General features: G+C 58.3%; 16 protein-coding genes and 2 tRNA genes. 13 read left to right on the top strand and 5 right to left on the bottom strand.

The genetic code is table 11. The annotated features are described in order from the left end of the window. Positions 1-8 precede the first annotated feature (8 nt). From rpmA to cgtA, 3 genes are all read left to right on the top strand, one after another. Entirely contained in the window at positions 9-266 is a 258-nt protein-coding gene (gene rpmA / locus ACJ8M3_RS15960) for a 50S ribosomal protein L27 (RefSeq protein WP_004933559.1), read from the top strand. A gap of 105 nt (positions 267-371) precedes the next feature. Continuing rightward, the gene (locus ACJ8M3_RS15955; RefSeq protein ID WP_145957741.1) at positions 372-1,343 is read left to right on the top strand and encodes a DMT family transporter; all 972 of its coding nucleotides are present in this window, start codon (positions 372-374) and stop codon (positions 1,341-1,343) included. A gap of 16 nt (positions 1,344-1,359) precedes the next feature. Further along, positions 1,360-2,532 (top strand): Obg family GTPase CgtA, encoded by a 1,173-nt coding sequence (gene cgtA / locus ACJ8M3_RS15950; RefSeq protein WP_033641651.1) that lies wholly within the window; start codon positions 1,360-1,362, stop codon positions 2,530-2,532. 36 nt (positions 2,533-2,568) lie between these two features. Here the strand turns inward: cgtA and pmrB are convergent, their stop codons facing one another. The 3 genes from pmrB to dacB are packed head-to-tail and all read right to left on the bottom strand — an operon-like array spanning position 2,569 to position 5,731. Then, positions 2,569-3,630, bottom strand: a complete 1,062-nt coding sequence (gene pmrB / locus ACJ8M3_RS15945) for a two-component system sensor histidine kinase PmrB (protein WP_122016935.1) — start codon at positions 3,628-3,630, stop codon at positions 2,569-2,571. Continuing rightward, positions 3,627-4,289, bottom strand: coding sequence for a two-component system response regulator PmrA (gene pmrA / locus ACJ8M3_RS15940; RefSeq protein WP_033641655.1), 663 nt, complete (start codon positions 4,287-4,289; stop codon positions 3,627-3,629). Before pmrA ends, pmrB begins: the two co-directional genes overlap by 4 nt. Before the next feature lie 8 nt (positions 4,290-4,297). Next, positions 4,298-5,731 carry a serine-type D-Ala-D-Ala carboxypeptidase gene (gene dacB, locus ACJ8M3_RS15935; protein WP_089195391.1) on the bottom strand — a complete coding sequence of 478 codons (1,434 nt, stop codon included), beginning with the start codon at positions 5,729-5,731 and terminating at the stop codon, positions 4,298-4,300. A gap of 256 nt (positions 5,732-5,987) precedes the next feature. Between dacB and greA the strand changes: the two genes are divergently transcribed. Beyond that, entirely contained in the window at positions 5,988-6,464 is a 477-nt protein-coding gene (greA, locus tag ACJ8M3_RS15930) for a transcription elongation factor GreA (protein ID WP_004933539.1), read from the top strand. A gap of 112 nt (positions 6,465-6,576) precedes the next feature. Here the strand turns inward: greA and yhbY are convergent, their stop codons facing one another. Next, a complete protein-coding gene (yhbY, locus tag ACJ8M3_RS15925; protein WP_004933536.1) occupies positions 6,577-6,870 on the bottom strand; it encodes a ribosome assembly RNA-binding protein YhbY in 294 nt (97 codons plus the stop codon). Between the two features lie 143 nt (positions 6,871-7,013). Between yhbY and rlmE the strand changes: the two genes are divergently transcribed. From rlmE to glmM, 4 genes are all read left to right on the top strand, one after another. Then, on the top strand, positions 7,014-7,643 hold the full coding sequence (gene rlmE, locus ACJ8M3_RS15920) for a 23S rRNA (uridine(2552)-2'-O)-methyltransferase RlmE (protein ID WP_004933533.1): 630 nt from the start codon (positions 7,014-7,016) through the stop codon (positions 7,641-7,643). Positions 7,644-7,699: 56 nt separating this feature from the next. Then, positions 7,700-9,631, top strand: a complete 1,932-nt coding sequence (ftsH, locus tag ACJ8M3_RS15915; protein ID WP_004933529.1) for an ATP-dependent zinc metalloprotease FtsH — start codon at positions 7,700-7,702, stop codon at positions 9,629-9,631. 91 nt (positions 9,632-9,722) lie between these two features. After that, a complete protein-coding gene (gene folP / locus ACJ8M3_RS15910; RefSeq protein WP_089197613.1) occupies positions 9,723-10,559 on the top strand; it encodes a dihydropteroate synthase in 837 nt (278 codons plus the stop codon). Positions 10,560-10,563: 4 nt separating this feature from the next. Then, positions 10,564-11,901 carry a phosphoglucosamine mutase gene (glmM, locus tag ACJ8M3_RS15905; protein WP_033648671.1) on the top strand — a complete coding sequence of 446 codons (1,338 nt, stop codon included), beginning with the start codon at positions 10,564-10,566 and terminating at the stop codon, positions 11,899-11,901. Positions 11,902-11,910: 9 nt separating this feature from the next. Here glmM and ACJ8M3_RS15900 read toward each other — a convergent pair whose 3' ends face one another. Continuing rightward, positions 11,911-12,084 (bottom strand): hypothetical protein, encoded by a 174-nt coding sequence (locus tag ACJ8M3_RS15900; RefSeq protein ID WP_158524122.1) that lies wholly within the window; start codon positions 12,082-12,084, stop codon positions 11,911-11,913. A gap of 38 nt (positions 12,085-12,122) precedes the next feature. Here ACJ8M3_RS15900 and secG point away from each other — a divergent pair, with 38 nt between their 5' ends. From secG to nusA, 5 genes are all read left to right on the top strand, one after another. After that, on the top strand, positions 12,123-12,458 hold the full coding sequence (gene secG, locus ACJ8M3_RS15895) for a preprotein translocase subunit SecG (protein WP_004933519.1): 336 nt from the start codon (positions 12,123-12,125) through the stop codon (positions 12,456-12,458). A gap of 70 nt (positions 12,459-12,528) precedes the next feature. After that, positions 12,529-12,615 (top strand) — tRNA-Leu (locus ACJ8M3_RS15890). Between the two features lie 60 nt (positions 12,616-12,675). Next, positions 12,676-12,752, top strand: a tRNA-Met gene (locus ACJ8M3_RS15885). A 217-nt stretch (positions 12,753-12,969) separates the two neighbouring features. After that, positions 12,970-13,422 (top strand): ribosome maturation factor RimP, encoded by a 453-nt coding sequence (gene rimP / locus ACJ8M3_RS15880; RefSeq protein ID WP_033644179.1) that lies wholly within the window; start codon positions 12,970-12,972, stop codon positions 13,420-13,422. Between the two features lie 21 nt (positions 13,423-13,443). Further along, positions 13,444-14,952 (top strand): transcription termination factor NusA, encoded by a 1,509-nt coding sequence (gene nusA, locus ACJ8M3_RS15875; protein ID WP_004933514.1) that lies wholly within the window; start codon positions 13,444-13,446, stop codon positions 14,950-14,952. Positions 14,953-14,966 lie beyond the last annotated feature (14 nt).

Below are 14,966 nucleotides of genomic sequence, written 5' to 3'. Positions count from 1 at the left end.
GCGGATTAATGGCACACAAAAAGGCTGGCGGCTCGACTCGTAACGGTCGCGATTCAGAAGCTAAACGTCTGGGCGTAAAACGCTTTGGCGGCGAAGCAGTACTGGCAGGCAGCATCATCGTTCGTCAGCGCGGCACCAAATTCCACGCTGGTACCAACGTGGGTTGCGGCAAAGACCACACTCTGTTTGCTTTGAAAGACGGTAAAGTCAAATTCGAAGTTAAAGGCCCGAGCAATCGTAAATTCATCAGCATCGAAGCTGAATAATTTTTCGAGCCTTACGAAATAGATGTAAGCCCCGCAATTCGTTGCGGGGCTTTTTACATTTATGGGTTGCCTGCGGGCAGCCCTGTCAGCGTTGGCGAAGGTAATATGGATACGAAGCAGCAGGTCGGCGTGGGTATTTCCCTGGCGTTAACCACGGCGGTTTGCTGGGGCGCGTTGCCGATCGCGATGAAAGAAGTGTTGGCGGTGATGGAGCCGTTTACCATCGTTTGGTATCGCTTTACCATGGCCGCCATCGGTTTGGGCGTGATCCTCGCGGTGCGCGGCAAGCTGCCGCCGCTGAAGATGTTCCGTCAACCGCGTTGGCTGCTACTGTTGGCGATCGCCACGGCGGGGCTGTTGGGCAACTTTGTGTTCTTCAGTTCCTCGCTGCAATACCTGAGCCCGACGGCGTCGCAGGTGATTGGCCAGCTGTCGCCGGTGGGCATGATGTTCGCCAGCGTGCTGATTTTAAAAGAGCGCATGCGCATCACCCAGGTCATTGGCGCCTTGATGCTGATTTGTGGACTGATGTTGTTTTTCAACGTCAGTCTGATAGAGATCTTTACCCGGCTGACGGACTACACGCTGGGCGTCATGCTGGGCGTGTGTGCGGCGATGGTCTGGGTGAGCTACGGCGTGGCGCAGAAGGTATTGCTGCGACGGCTGGCTTCGCCGCAGATCCTGGTTATGTTGTACACTTTATGTGCGATGGCGTTGTTCCCTCTGGCCAAACCCGAGGTGATTTTCCAGCTTAGCGGCTGGCAATTGGCGTGCCTGCTGTTTTGCGGCGCCAACACGTTGATCGGCTATGGCGCGCTGGCGGAAGCGATGGCGCGCTGGCAGGCGGCGCAGGTGAGTGCGTTGGTGACGCTGACCCCGCTGTTTACCCTGCTGTTTTCTGATTTATTGGCGCTGGCCTGGCCCCAGGCGTTCGCCGCGCCGACGTTAAATCTCGTCGGCTATGTTGGCGCGTTTGTGGTCGTGGCGGGCGCTATGTTTTCCGCAATTGGTCACCGGTGGTGGCCGCGACGGGCAGAACCCCCCCAGGTTGCTCCTTTGAAGCAGCCCGGTGAATGATTTACGGAGACGGTAAATGAAGTTTGTAGATGAAGCAGCGATTCTGGTCGTTGCAGGCGATGGCGGCAACGGATGCGTCAGCTTCCGCCGCGAAAAATATATCCCTAACGGTGGGCCTGACGGCGGCGACGGCGGCGACGGCGGCGACGTCTACCTGCTGGCGGACGAGAACCTCAATACCCTGATCGACTACCGCTTTGAGAAGTCTTTCCGCGCCGAGCGCGGTCAGAATGGCCAGAGTCGCGACTGTACCGGTAAACGCGGTAAAGACGTCATCATCAAGGTGCCGGTCGGCACGCGCGTGAAGGATCAGGGCACCGGCGAGATCCTCGGCGACATGACCCGTCACGAGCAGAAACTGATGGTCGCCAAAGGCGGCTGGCACGGTCTGGGTAACACCCGTTTCAAATCGTCGGTCAACCGTGCGCCGCGTCAGAAGACGCTGGGCACCGCCGGCGAAGCGCGCGATCTGTTGCTGGAGCTGTTGCTGCTGGCCGATGTGGGCATGCTGGGGCTGCCGAACGCCGGCAAATCGACCTTCATCCGCGCGGTGTCCGCCGCCAAGCCGAAGGTGGCCGATTATCCGTTTACCACGCTGGTGCCAAGCCTGGGCGTGGTGCGCATGGACCACGAGCAGAGCTTTGTGGTCGCCGACATTCCGGGGCTGATCGAGGGCGCCTCCGAAGGCGCGGGCCTGGGCATTCGCTTCCTGAAACACCTGGAGCGTTGCCGCGTGCTGTTGCACCTGGTGGACATTGCGCCGATCGACGAATCCGATCCGGTGGAAAACGCCAAAGTCATCATCAACGAGTTGAACCAATACAGCGAAAATCTGGCACAGAAGCCACGCTGGCTGGTGTTCAACAAAATTGATGTGATTGGTGAGGAAGAAGCTGCCGAACGCGCCAAGGCGATTGTGGAAGGCATGGGCTGGGAAGGAAAGTACTACATGATCTCCGCCGCCAACCGCGAAGGCGTCAACGCGCTGTGCTGGGACGTGATGAACTTCATCAATACCCAGCCGAAAGCGATGGCGATCGAAGAAAGCGCGCCGGAAAAAGTCGAATTCATGTGGGACGACTATCACCGCGAACAGCTGGCGGAGATGGAATCGGAAGCGGATGACGACTGGGATGACGACTGGGACGAAGACGACGACGAAGGCGTCGAAATCATTTACCAGAAGTAATTCGGTGATAAAGGGCTCAGCAACGCTGGGCCCTTATTATTTGAGCGCCTTTTCCGGCAGCCAACACTGGGCATTCAGGCCGCGCGCATCGCGGCGGTTTTCCAGCCTCAAGCGCCCCTGGTGCAGCTGCACGATGCGGATCACGATATTCAAGCCCAGTCCGCTGCCGCCGTAGCGTTGATCCATGCGGCGAAACGCCTGCGTCAGCTCCCCGACCATCTCTTCCTTGATCCCCGGGCCATCGTCGATGACCTGCAGCAGATAACCGCGGTCTTGCGGCGTTAACCGCACCTGTATCGCGCCGCCTTCCGGGCCGTATCGGTGGGCGTTTTCGACCAGGTTGCGCAGCAGCAGCCGCAGCAGCACCGGATCGCCGTTCACCGCGGCGGCGGCCGGCAATTGCCAGGCCAGCGTTTGCCCGCGTTGGGCGGTCATTTCGTCGAGCTCTTCACGCAGCGGCTGGATCACATCGGCTACCCAATCGAAATGCTGGTAATGGCCGCTGGCAAAGTCTTGCCCGGCGCGCGACAGCATCAGCAGTTGCTCGACGGTGTGCATCAGTTGATCGATGCGGGCGATCAGCGCCTGGCTGCCCTTGACGCCCTGTTTTTCCATCAGTTCCAGATGCAGACGGATGCCGGCCAGCGGCGTGCGCAGCTCGTGGGCGGCGTCGGCGGTGAACAGGCGTTCCTGCTGAATGGTGTTGTCCAGCCGCGAGAACAGCTGATTGAGCGCATTGGTGACCGCCACCATTTCCTGGCTGTCGCTGGTGATCGGCAGCGGCGTCAGGTTATCGGCAGAGCGCTTTTCCAGCCGCTGCTGCAATTGGTTGAGCGGGCGGGTGATCCAGCTGATGGCCCAGAAAGACGCCAGCAGGGTCACGATCATCATGATCAGCGAAGGCGCCAACAGCGAGGCGATGGCTTCGGCGATCTCGGTATCGACGCGCTCGCTGCGCACTTTGGCGGACAGGGTTTCGTCCACCAGGAAGCTGATCTGTTCCTGGCTTTCGTGCCACAGCCAGAAGGCGCTGATGAGCTGCGTGACCAACAGGATCAGCGCCAACATCAGCAGCAGGCGGCGGCGCATGCTGATCATGAGGAAGGTTCCAGGCGGTAGCCGATGCCGCGCACGGTGCGGATGCGATCCTTGCCCAGTTTACGGCGCAGGTTGTGGATGTGCACTTCCAGCGTGTTGGAGCCCAGGTCGTCTTGCCAGGTGTAGAGATCTTGTTGCAGGAGCTCACGGTTGACCGTCTGCCCGGCACGCATGATCAGGCGCGACAGAATGGCGAACTCTTTTGGCGTGACTTCCACCGGCTGTTGCTGCAGGTAGACCTGCTGGCTGGAGAGGTTCAACTGCAGGTCATCCACCTGCATCAGATTGTCGCTGTGGCCCTGGTAGCGCCGCAGGAGGGCGCGCACGCGCGCCTGCAGCTCAACCAGCGCGAAGGGTTTGACCAGGTAGTCGTCGGCGCCGGCGTCCAGCCCGTCGACGCGATCTTCCAGGGCGTCGCGGGCGGTCAGGATCAGCACCGGCAGATCGATCTGCTGGCGGCGCCACTGCCGCAGCAGCGCCGCGCCGTCCATGTCCGGCAGGCCGAGATCCAGGATCACCATGCTGTATTGGCTGGTGATGAGCAGGCTGTTGGCCTCCGCCGCCGTGGCGGCGCAGTCGCAGACGTAACCCTCGCCGGTCAGCGCCAACGCCAGCCCCTGTTGCAGCAGTTCATCATCTTCAACGACCAGCAGCTTCATGATGACCCTCAGTTGTTTTGGTAAATATCCCGATACAGGCGGCTTTCGAAGCGCACCAGCGGCGCGCGGCGCTGTTTCTGATCTTCCGGCGGCACGGCGTAGCCGGAGAGATACTGCACGAAGGCCATGCGCTGGCCGCTGGCGGTCGTGATGAAGCCCGCCAGGTTGTAGACGCCCTGCAGCGCGCCGGTCTTGGCCGACACCTTGCCGTCGACGCCGGCTTCATGCAGGCCGCCGCGGTAGCGCAGGGTGCCGTCATAGCCGGACAGCGGCAGCATCGAGATAAAGTTCAGCTCGTTGTCGTGCTGCGCGATGTACTGCAGCGCCTGCATCATGGTCGCCGGGGCCAGCAGGTTGTGGCGCGACAGGCCGGAACCGTCGGCGATGATGGTATTGCCCAGATCGATGCCGGCCTTTTGGCGCAGCACCTGGCGCACCGCATCGGAGCCCGCTCGCCAGGTGCCCGGCACGCCGAAGCGCTCATGGCCGATGGTGCGGAAGACGGTATCGGCAATCATGTTGTCCGACTTTTTCAGCATGATCTTCAACAGATCGTGCAGCGGTGCCGACTGGGTTTGCGCGATCACCGTGCCGGTAATGCCGGGACGCGTCTGGCGTTTCAAATGCCCGTCGATCTGGATGCCGGCCTGCGTCAGCTCGTCTTTCAAGATGGCGCCCGCATAGCTGGCGCCGTCCTGGATGGCGAAGGCCAGCGGCAACGGCTCGCTGCGCTGCGTCAGGCAGCCGGTCAGGGTAAAGCGGTTCAGCTCGCCCGGCACCACGTCCAGCTCGCAGTACTGCGCGTCTGCCGAGCCGCGCGCCAGGGTGCGTACCTGGCTAAACATATTAACCGGATAATAGGAGGCGACGCGGATAAACGCCATGTCGCCCGGATTCGGCGCGCTGTACAGCGAGACCGAGAAACAGTTGCGATCGACGATGGCGGCGGCCGGCGGCGCGCTGAAGCACTGCGTCAGATCGTTCCACGGCCAACCGGGCGCTTTGTCATGGCTGGCGAAGACCGAGGTATCGACCAGCACATCGCCGCTGATTTGGCGCACGCCTTGCTTTTTCAGGACGGCCACCATATTGCGCAGGCTCTGGCGTTTGAAGGTCGGATCGCCGCTGAAGCGAGCGATCAGGTTGCCGCGTAGCACGCCGTCGCGGATATCGCCCTGGCTCTCCAGCGTGGTGGTGAAACGGTAATCGGGCCCGAGTTGCAGCAATGCCGCCAGCGCCGTCAGCACTTTTTGGGTACTGGCCGGCAGCGCCATTTGCTGAGAGTGGTAATCGATCGTCGGCGAGCCGGCGCCGATCTTCTGAACGACCAGGGCAAGGTTGGCCCCATCAGGCAGATATTGTGTGTACTCTTCAACCGGGGCCGCATTCGCATTCAGAATAAATGCGCAAGCCAATGCACTGACAATTCGTGAAAAACGCATAATCTCGGGATAACAGCTGGATAACGTGCCGTCATACTACGGTGCAATCAGGGAAAAAGTAAACGATGACCCTCAAGGAACTCTAGGCTAAAATGCGTATCAAAATGCAAAACCGATCTTGGCTTGGGCTCCGTTCCGAGTCAGGTTTCTTTTGTTTGTCGCCTGGAGGCGGGGGGCGGTATGCCAACCGTGTTTTCATACGAATACGTCAGGATGACGGTTATTTGAACAGGAAAGATTTAGAGGTATTTATACGATGAACCAAATTCCGATGACCTTGTTTGGCGCTGAAAAACTGCGCGAAGAGCTCGAATATCTGAAAAGCGTGCGCCGCCCGAAAATCATTGCGGATATCGCTGAAGCGCGTGAACACGGCGACCTGAAAGAAAATGCCGAGTACCATGCCGCCCGCGAACAGCAGGGTTTCTGTGAAGGCCGCATTCAGGAAATCGAAGCCAAGCTGTCCAATGCTCAGGTGATCGACATCACCAAGATGCCGAACACCGGTCGGGTGATCTTCGGCGCCACCGTATCGGTGATGAATCTGGACAGCGAAGAAGAAGTGACTTACCGCATCGTTGGCGACGATGAGGCCGATTTCAAGAAAAATCTGATTTCGGTAAACTCGCCGATGGCGCGCGGCCTGATCGGCAAAGAGCAAGACGATGTGGTGGTGATCAAAACCCCAGGCGGCGACGTGGAATACGAGATCCTGAAGGTCGAGTATCTCTGATCGGGACCGTTGGTCATTAATGCGCCAACGTTTTGTAAAGATAGGAAAAAGGCCGCAAGCGGCCTTTTATCTTGGTCAGGCGCATGGCACCTTTTCGTTAACCTGATGGTTATTAACGCGGTAGACTGATCTTGCGCTCTTTCGACGGGCGGTAAAGAATAAGCGTACTGCCGATAACTTGCACATTGCAGGCGCCCGTTTCACGCACGATAGCGTCGGCGATCAGGGTCTTGGTTTCGCGATCTTCAGCGGCGATTTTTACCTTGATCAGCTCATGATGCTCCAGAGCCTGTTCAATTTCAGCCAGCACCCCTTCGGTAAGACCGTTATTGCCCAGCATCACCACCGGTTTTAACGGATGCGCCAGGCCTTTCAGGTGCTGTTTTTGTTTATTATTCAGATTCATTGTCTTTTTTGCTTAAGTTGGGATTGAAAACGGTACATTCTACCGCCATCTCATGTATATCACCAAATCGGTCTTCACCGGTGTGAGTCTACGTGAGCAGCGACCCTGACATAAGACTCTTTTTATGATAGTTGGAAAACGAGATGGCTAATAAAAAGCGTTCGGCTAGCTCCAGTCGCTGGTTACAAGAACACTTTAGCGATAAATATGTACAGCAGGCGCAGAAAAAGGGACTGCGTTCCCGTGCCTGGTTTAAACTTGATGAAATACAGCAGAGCGACAAACTGTTCAAACCGGGCATGACCGTGGTTGATCTGGGCGCCGCACCGGGCGGCTGGTCGCAGTATGTGGTCACCCAAATCGGCGGTACCGGGCGCATCATCGCCTGTGATATTTTGCCAATGGATCCTATCGTTGGCGTCGATTTCCTTCAGGGCGATTTTCGTGATGAACTGGTGCTGAAGGCACTGTTGGAACGAGTAGGCGAGAGTAAGGTTCAGGTGGTCATGTCCGATATGGCCCCGAATATGAGTGGCACCCCGGCGGTCGATATTCCAAGGTCGATGTATCTGGTGGAGTTGGCGCTGGATATGTGTCGTGATGTCCTCGCACCAGGCGGAAGTTTCCTGGTGAAGGTGTTCCAGGGAGATGGCTTTGACGAGTACCTACGGGAAATTCGCTCCCTGTTTACGAAGGTTAAGATTCGTAAGCCAGACGCTTCCCGCGCCCGTTCGCGCGAAGTGTACATTGTAGCGACAGGGCGCAAACTGTAGTACCCTAACGCTGTTTGTTAACACAGTTGTAAGATGAGGTTAATCCCTTGAGTGACATGGCGAAAAACCTAATTCTCTGGTTAGTCATCGCGGTAGTGTTGATGTCTGTATTCCAGAGCTTTGGGCCCAGCGAGTCGAATGGCCGTAGGGTGGATTACTCTACCTTCATGTCCGAACTGACCCAGGACCAGGTTCGCGAAGCGCGAATCAACGGACGTGAAATTAACGTTACCAAGAAAGACAGTAACAAATACACGACCTACATCCCTGTCAACGATCCTAAGTTGCTGGATACGTTGTTAACGAAGAATGTGAAAGTTGTCGGCGAGCCGCCTGAAGAGCCGAGCCTGCTGGCTTCTATCTTTATCTCTTGGTTCCCGATGCTGTTGCTGATCGGGGTCTGGATCTTCTTTATGCGGCAAATGCAGGGCGGCGGCGGCAAGGGCGCGATGTCCTTCGGCAAGAGCAAGGCCCGCATGCTGACGGAAGACCAGATCAAGACCACTTTCGCCGATGTCGCCGGGTGTGACGAAGCGAAAGAAGAGGTGAGCGAACTGGTGGAATACCTGCGCGAACCGAGCCGTTTCCAGAAGCTGGGCGGCAAGATCCCGAAAGGCGTGCTGATGGTTGGCCCGCCGGGGACCGGTAAAACGCTGTTGGCGAAAGCGATCGCCGGCGAAGCGAAGGTACCGTTCTTCACCATTTCCGGTTCCGACTTCGTCGAAATGTTCGTCGGCGTGGGTGCATCCCGCGTGCGCGACATGTTCGAACAAGCGAAGAAAGCCGCGCCGTGCATCATCTTCATCGATGAAATCGACGCCGTCGGTCGCCAGCGTGGCGCCGGCCTGGGTGGCGGTCACGATGAGCGCGAGCAGACCCTGAACCAGATGCTGGTTGAGATGGACGGTTTCGAAGGCAACGAGGGCATCATCGTCATCGCGGCGACCAACCGTCCGGACGTGCTTGATCCCGCGCTGCTGCGCCCGGGCCGTTTCGACCGTCAGGTCGTGGTCGGGCTGCCGGATGTGCGTGGCCGTGAGCAGATCCTGAAGGTGCACATGCGCCGCGTGCCGTTGGCGGCCGACATCGACGCCTCCGTCATTGCGCGCGGCACGCCGGGCTTCTCCGGTGCCGATCTGGCCAACCTGGTCAACGAAGCGGCGCTGTTCGCAGCCCGCGGCAACAAGCGCGTGGTGTCGATGGTGGAGTTCGAGAAAGCCAAAGACAAGATCATGATGGGTGCGGAACGTCGCTCCATGGTGATGACTGAAGCGCAGAAAGAGTCGACCGCGTATCACGAAGCGGGCCACGCCATCATTGGCCGCCTGGTTCCTGAACACGATCCGGTGCACAAGGTCACCATCATTCCTCGTGGTCGGGCGCTCGGCGTGACCTTCTTCCTGCCGGAAGGGGATGCGATCAGCGCCAGCCGTCAGAAGCTGGAGAGCCAAATCTCCACCCTGTACGGCGGTCGTCTGGCGGAAGAGATCATCTACGGGCCGGAAAAAGTCTCTACCGGTGCGTCGAACGACATCAAAGTGGCGACCTCCATCGCCCGCAACATGGTGACCCAATGGGGCTTCTCCGAGAAGCTGGGGCCGCTGCTGTATGCGGAAGAAGAGGGCGAAGTGTTCCTGGGCCGTTCCGTGGCCAAGGCGAAGCACATGTCGGATGAAACCGCGCGTATCATCGACCAGGAAGTGAAGTCGCTGATCGAACGTAACTACACGCGTGCTCGCTCGCTGCTGATGGAAAACATGGACATCCTGCACTCGATGAAGGATGCGTTGATGAAGTATGAAACCATCGATGCGCCGCAGATCGACGATCTGATGAACCGCAAAGACGTGCGTCCGCCGGCGGGCTGGGACGATGCGAACAAAGGCAACAGCTCCGACAACGGTGGCACCCCGAAAGCCCCGACGCCGGTAGATGAGCCGCGCACCCCAACGCCGGGCAACACCATGTCCGAACAGCTCGACAAGTAACAGCGGCTGTGTAATAACATCAAACCCCGGCATGCCGGGGTTTTTTTTGCCCGGCGGGCAGTGAACCAGGCAACAGTAAGGTGGACCAACCATGCAGTTAACCGTGCGCGACATGACGCTCAATCTTTCCCATCCGCAGGTGATGGGCATCCTCAACGTGACGCCGGATTCGTTTTCTGACGGCGGCCGCCACAACACCCTGAACCAGGCGCTGGTACATGCGCATGCGCTGATTTCGGCCGGCGCCACGATGATTGATATCGGCGGCGAATCGACAAGACCGGGGGCGGCGGAAGTGAGCGAAGAGGAGGAGCTTGAGCGGGTCGTGCCGGTGGTGGAAGCGCTGGCGCAGCGTTTTGAAGTCTTTATCTCGGTCGATACCTCGAAAGCGGGTGTGATCCGCGAATCGGCGCACGCCGGCGCACATTTGATCAACGACATCCGTTCGCTGCAGGAGCCGGGCGCCCTGGCGGCGGCGGCGGAAAGCGGTTTGCCGGTCTGCCTGATGCACATGCAGGGGCAGCCGCGCACCATGCAGCAGGCGCCCCACTACGACGATCTGATCGCCGACGTTCAGACGTTTTTCGAGCACCATATCCGGCGCTGTAACGAGGCGGGGATAACAAATCAGAAATTGCTGCTCGACCCAGGCTTCGGTTTCGGTAAAAATTTGGTGCACAACTATCAGCTTCTGGCCCGGTTGTCGGAATTTCATCGTTTCGGTTTGCCGCTGTTGGTCGGCATGTCGCGCAAATCGATGATTGGACAACTGCTGAACGTGCCGCCGGATCAACGGGTTATCGGCAGCGTGGCCTGCGCGGTGATCGCGGCGATGCAGGGGGCGCAGATTGTCAGAGTGCATGACGTTAAAGAAACCGTCGAGGCGATGCGTGTCGTCGAGGCAACACTTTCAGCTAAAGGACAGTAGAGACATGAGCGAGCGCAAATATTTTGGCACCGACGGCATCCGAGGCAAGGTCGGGGACAGCCCCATCACGCCGGACTTCGTGCTGAAGCTGGGCTGGGCGGCCGGTAAAGTGCTGGCGCGTCACGGTTCCCGCAAGATCATTATCGGTAAGGATACGCGCATCTCCGGATATATGCTGGAGTCAGCTCTGGAAGCCGGCCTGGCGGCCGCCGGATTGTCCGCCTCCTTCACCGGGCCGATGCCCACGCCGGCGGTGGCCTACCTGACGCGCACCTTCCGCGCGGAAGCGGGCATTGTCATCTCCGCTTCGCACAACCCGTTCTATGACAACGGCATCAAGTTCTTCTCGATCGACGGCGCCAAATTGCCGGACAACGTCGAAGAGGCGATCGAAGCCGAGATGGAAAAACCGCTGACCTGCGTGGAGTCCGCCGAGCTGGGTAAAGCCAGCCGTATCATCGACGCCGCCGGCCGCTATATCGAATTCTGCAAAGGCACCTTCCCGAGCGAGCTGAGCCTGAAGGGGCTGAAAATCGTGGTTGACTGCGCCAACGGCGCGACTTACCACATCGCGCCGAGCGTGCTGCGCGAGCTGGGCGCCACGGTGATAGCCATCGGCGTTGAGCCGGACGGGATGAACATCAACGAAAAATGCGGCGCTACCGATGTGCGTCAGCTGCAGGAGCGCGTGTTGCAGGAAAAAGCGCACGTCGGCCTGGCGTTCGACGGCGACGGTGACCGCGTGATGATGGTGGATCACCTGGGCAACAAGGTGGACGGCGACCAGATCCTGTACATCATCGCCCGTGAAGGCCTGCGTCAGGGCCAGCTGCGCGGCGGCGCGGTCGGCACCCTGATGAGCAATATGGGGCTGGAGCTGGCGCTGAAACAGCTGGGCATTCCGTTCGCTCGCGCCAAAGTGGGCGACCGCTACGTGCTGGAGAAGCTGCAGGAGTTGGGCTGGCGCATCGGCGCGGAAAACTCCGGCCATGTGATCCTGCTGGACAAAACCACCACCGGCGACGGCATCGTGGCCGGGCTGCAGGTGCTGACCGCCATGGTGCGCAACCACATGAGCCTGCATGACCTGTGCAGCGGCATGAAGCTGCTGCCGCAGATCCTGGTCAACGTGCGCTTCGCCGGCGAGCACAATCCGCTGGAGTCTGATGCAGTGCGCAAAGTCACCGAGCAGGTGGAGGCCGAGCTGGCCGGCCGCGGCCGGGTGCTGCTGCGCAAATCGGGCACCGAGCCGCTGATCCGCGTGATGGTGGAAGGCGAAGACGAGCAGCAGGTGACCGCGCTGGCGCATCGCATCGCCGACGCGGTGAAATCCGCAGGTTAAAACAGACAGTTAGCCGCCGGGCTTGGCATCGCTGAGCCCGAACAGGCGATTGTTGGCGTTTTTTTCCGCAAACGCGCCAGCGGCTGCAAATTGCCCTTGCGCGGGTTGGCGGCTTTGGTTAGTATTCACACCCGCTTCAGTAGGCAGTTTATAAAAAACGCCTGCTTGATGAGTGTGAAGCATTTGGCATGCGGTAAGGCCGCAAGGATACGGGTACTACTATGTACGAAGCTCTTCTGGTAATTTTCCTGCTGATCTCAATCGGGCTGGTTGCTCTGATTATGTTGCAGCAAGGTAAAGGCGCTGATATGGGAGCCTCTTTCGGAGCAGGTGCATCAGGCACATTGTTCGGTTCGAGTGGTTCCGGTAACTTTATGACCCGCATGACTGCTGTGCTGGCGACGCTGTTCTTCGTCATCAGCCTGATTCTGGGCAACCTCAGCAGCAACCAGAGCAAGAAAGGCAGCGAGTGGGAAAACCTGGGTCAGCCAGTGAAAACTGAGCAGACGACCGCGCCGGCGGCACCAGCCAAGCCGAGCAGCGATATCCCGCAGTAAGCCGCAAAAAAGTTTGAAAACGGTGGTTGTGAACTCGAAAGAACAACGGCCGTTAGCAGTAAGAATCAGTACCGAGGTGGTGGAATTGGTAGACACGCTACCTTGAGGTGGTAGTGCCCTAACGGGCTTGTGGGTTCGAGTCCCATCCTCGGTACCAAATCCCAGAGATAACTTGCAATTTTGCGATTATCGGCGTAGTATTTGCCACGTTTTCGGACGCGGGGTGGAGCAGCCTGGTAGCTCGTCGGGCTCATAACCCGAAGGTCGTCGGTTCAAATCCGGCCCCCGCAACCACTTTCCTTTAAGTGTTTATTTTCAAATACACTTTTCGATTGAAACCCGCTTTTCTCGATCAACATTTGAAAATGACACTTGCTCGAAAGTTGTACCGAGGCCGCCTAGCGGCAAACAGGGTCCAGTTGCATAAAGCCCCGATTTTTCGGGGTTTTTTGTTATTTGGCAACAGAATCACTGGGCTATTTAGCCCTTTTTTTATGTCTTGGGGGTGGGCTTGTCCACATTAGAGCAAAAGTTAACAGAGATGCTTTCGGCACCGGTAGAAGCGTTGGGCTTTGAGCTTGTAGGCATCGAATTCATTCGTGCGCGCCAATCGACGCTCCGCATCTATATTGATAGTGATAACGGCATCAATGTTGATGATTGCGCTGATGTCAGCCACCAGGTCAGCGCTGTATTGGACGTCGAAGATCCAATCACGGTCGCTTACAACTTGGAAGTCTCCTCTCCTGGCCTTGATCGCCCGATGTTCACCGCAGAACACTATACGCGTTACCTCGGTGAAGAAGTCAGCCTGGTCCTGCGCATGGCGGTACAGAACCGTCGCAAGTGGCAGGGTATTATCAAGTCTGTCGAAGGCGAGATGATCACGGTTACTGTGGAAGGGAAAGATGAAGTGTTCGCGCTGAGCAACATCCAGAAAGCGAACCTGGTACCCCACTTTTAAAGTTTGGAAGAGGCAACTAGGATGAACAAAGAGATTCTGGCTGTTGTTGAAGCAGTTTCCAATGAAAAATCCCTTCCGCGCGAGAAGATTTTCGAAGCGCTGGAAACTGCATTAGCCACCGCAACCAAGAAAAAATACGAGCAGGAAATCGACGTGCGCGTCAGCATTGACCGCAGAACCGGCGATTTCGATACCTTCCGCCGTTGGGTCGCCGTAGACGAAGTGACTCAGCCGACGCGTGAAATCACGCTGGAAGCCGCTCAGTTTGAAGATCCGAGCATCGAGCTCGGCGGATACGTCGAAGATCAGATCGAATCCGTGACCTTCGACCGCATCACCACCCAAACCGCCAAGCAGGTTATCGTGCAGAAAGTGCGCGAGGCCGAGCGCGCGATGGTGGTCGACGCTTTCCGTGAACACGAAGGTGAGATCGTCACCGGCGTGGTGAAGAAAGTGAACCGTGACAGCATCGCGCTGGATCTGGGCAACAACGCCGAAGCGGTCATTGGCCGTGAAGACATGCTGCCGCGCGAAAACTTCCGTCCGGGCGACCGCATTCGCGGCGTATTGTATGCCGTACGTCCCGAAGCTCGCGGCGCGCAGCTGTTCGTCAGCCGTTCCAGCCCGGAAATGCTGAAAGAGCTGTTCCGCATCGAAGTGCCGGAAATCGGCGAAGAAGTGATCGAGATTAAAGCGGCAGCCCGCGATCCAGGCTCCCGTGCGAAAATTGCAGTGAAAACCAACGACAAGCGCATCGATCCGGTCGGCGCCTGCGTAGGTATGCGCGGTGCGCGCGTTCAGGCCGTGTCGAGCGAGCTCGGCGGCGAACGCATCGATATCATCCTGTGGGATGATAACCCTGCGCAATTCGTCATCAATGCCATGGCGCCGGCCGACGTCGCGTCGATCGTGGTAGACGAAGATAACTGCACCATGGATATCGCCGTTGAAGCCAGCAACCTGGCGCAGGCGATCGGCCGTAACGGCCAAAACGTGCGTTTGGCTTCCCAGCTGCTGAAACAACACCGCGGCGACGATCGTTGGGAACTGAACGTGATGACGGCGGACGACCTGCAGGCCAAGCACCAGGCCGAGGCTCATGCCGCTATTGATACCTTCACCAAGTATCTTGATATCGACGAAGATTTCGCCACCGTACTGGTTGAAGAAGGCTTCTCCACGCTGGAAGAGCTGGCCTACGTGCCGATCAAAGAGCTGTTGGAAATCGACGGTCTGGATGAAGATACGGTTGAAGCATTGCGCGAACGCGCCAAAGCTGCATTGACCACGCTGGCCCTGGCACAAGAAGAAAGCCTGGGCGACAACAAACCGGCCGACGATTTGCTCAACCTGCCGGGTCTTGAGCGCAGCATGGCCTTTAAACTGGCCGCGCGTGGGGTTTGTACGCTGGAAGATCTTGCCGAGCAGGGTGTTGACGATCTGGCTGATATTGAAGGGCTTAGCGATGAGCAAGCCGGCGAGCTGATCATGGCTGCACGCAATATCTGTTGGTTTGGCGACAACGCGTAATAACTGTAGCAGGA

Origin of the sequence: Serratia sp. CY55921 (assembly GCF_052167655.1) — a bacterium.
GTDB lineage: Bacteria > Pseudomonadota > Gammaproteobacteria > Enterobacterales > Enterobacteriaceae > Serratia > Serratia ureilytica.
This window is presented reverse-complemented; position numbering and strand designations above follow the sequence as displayed.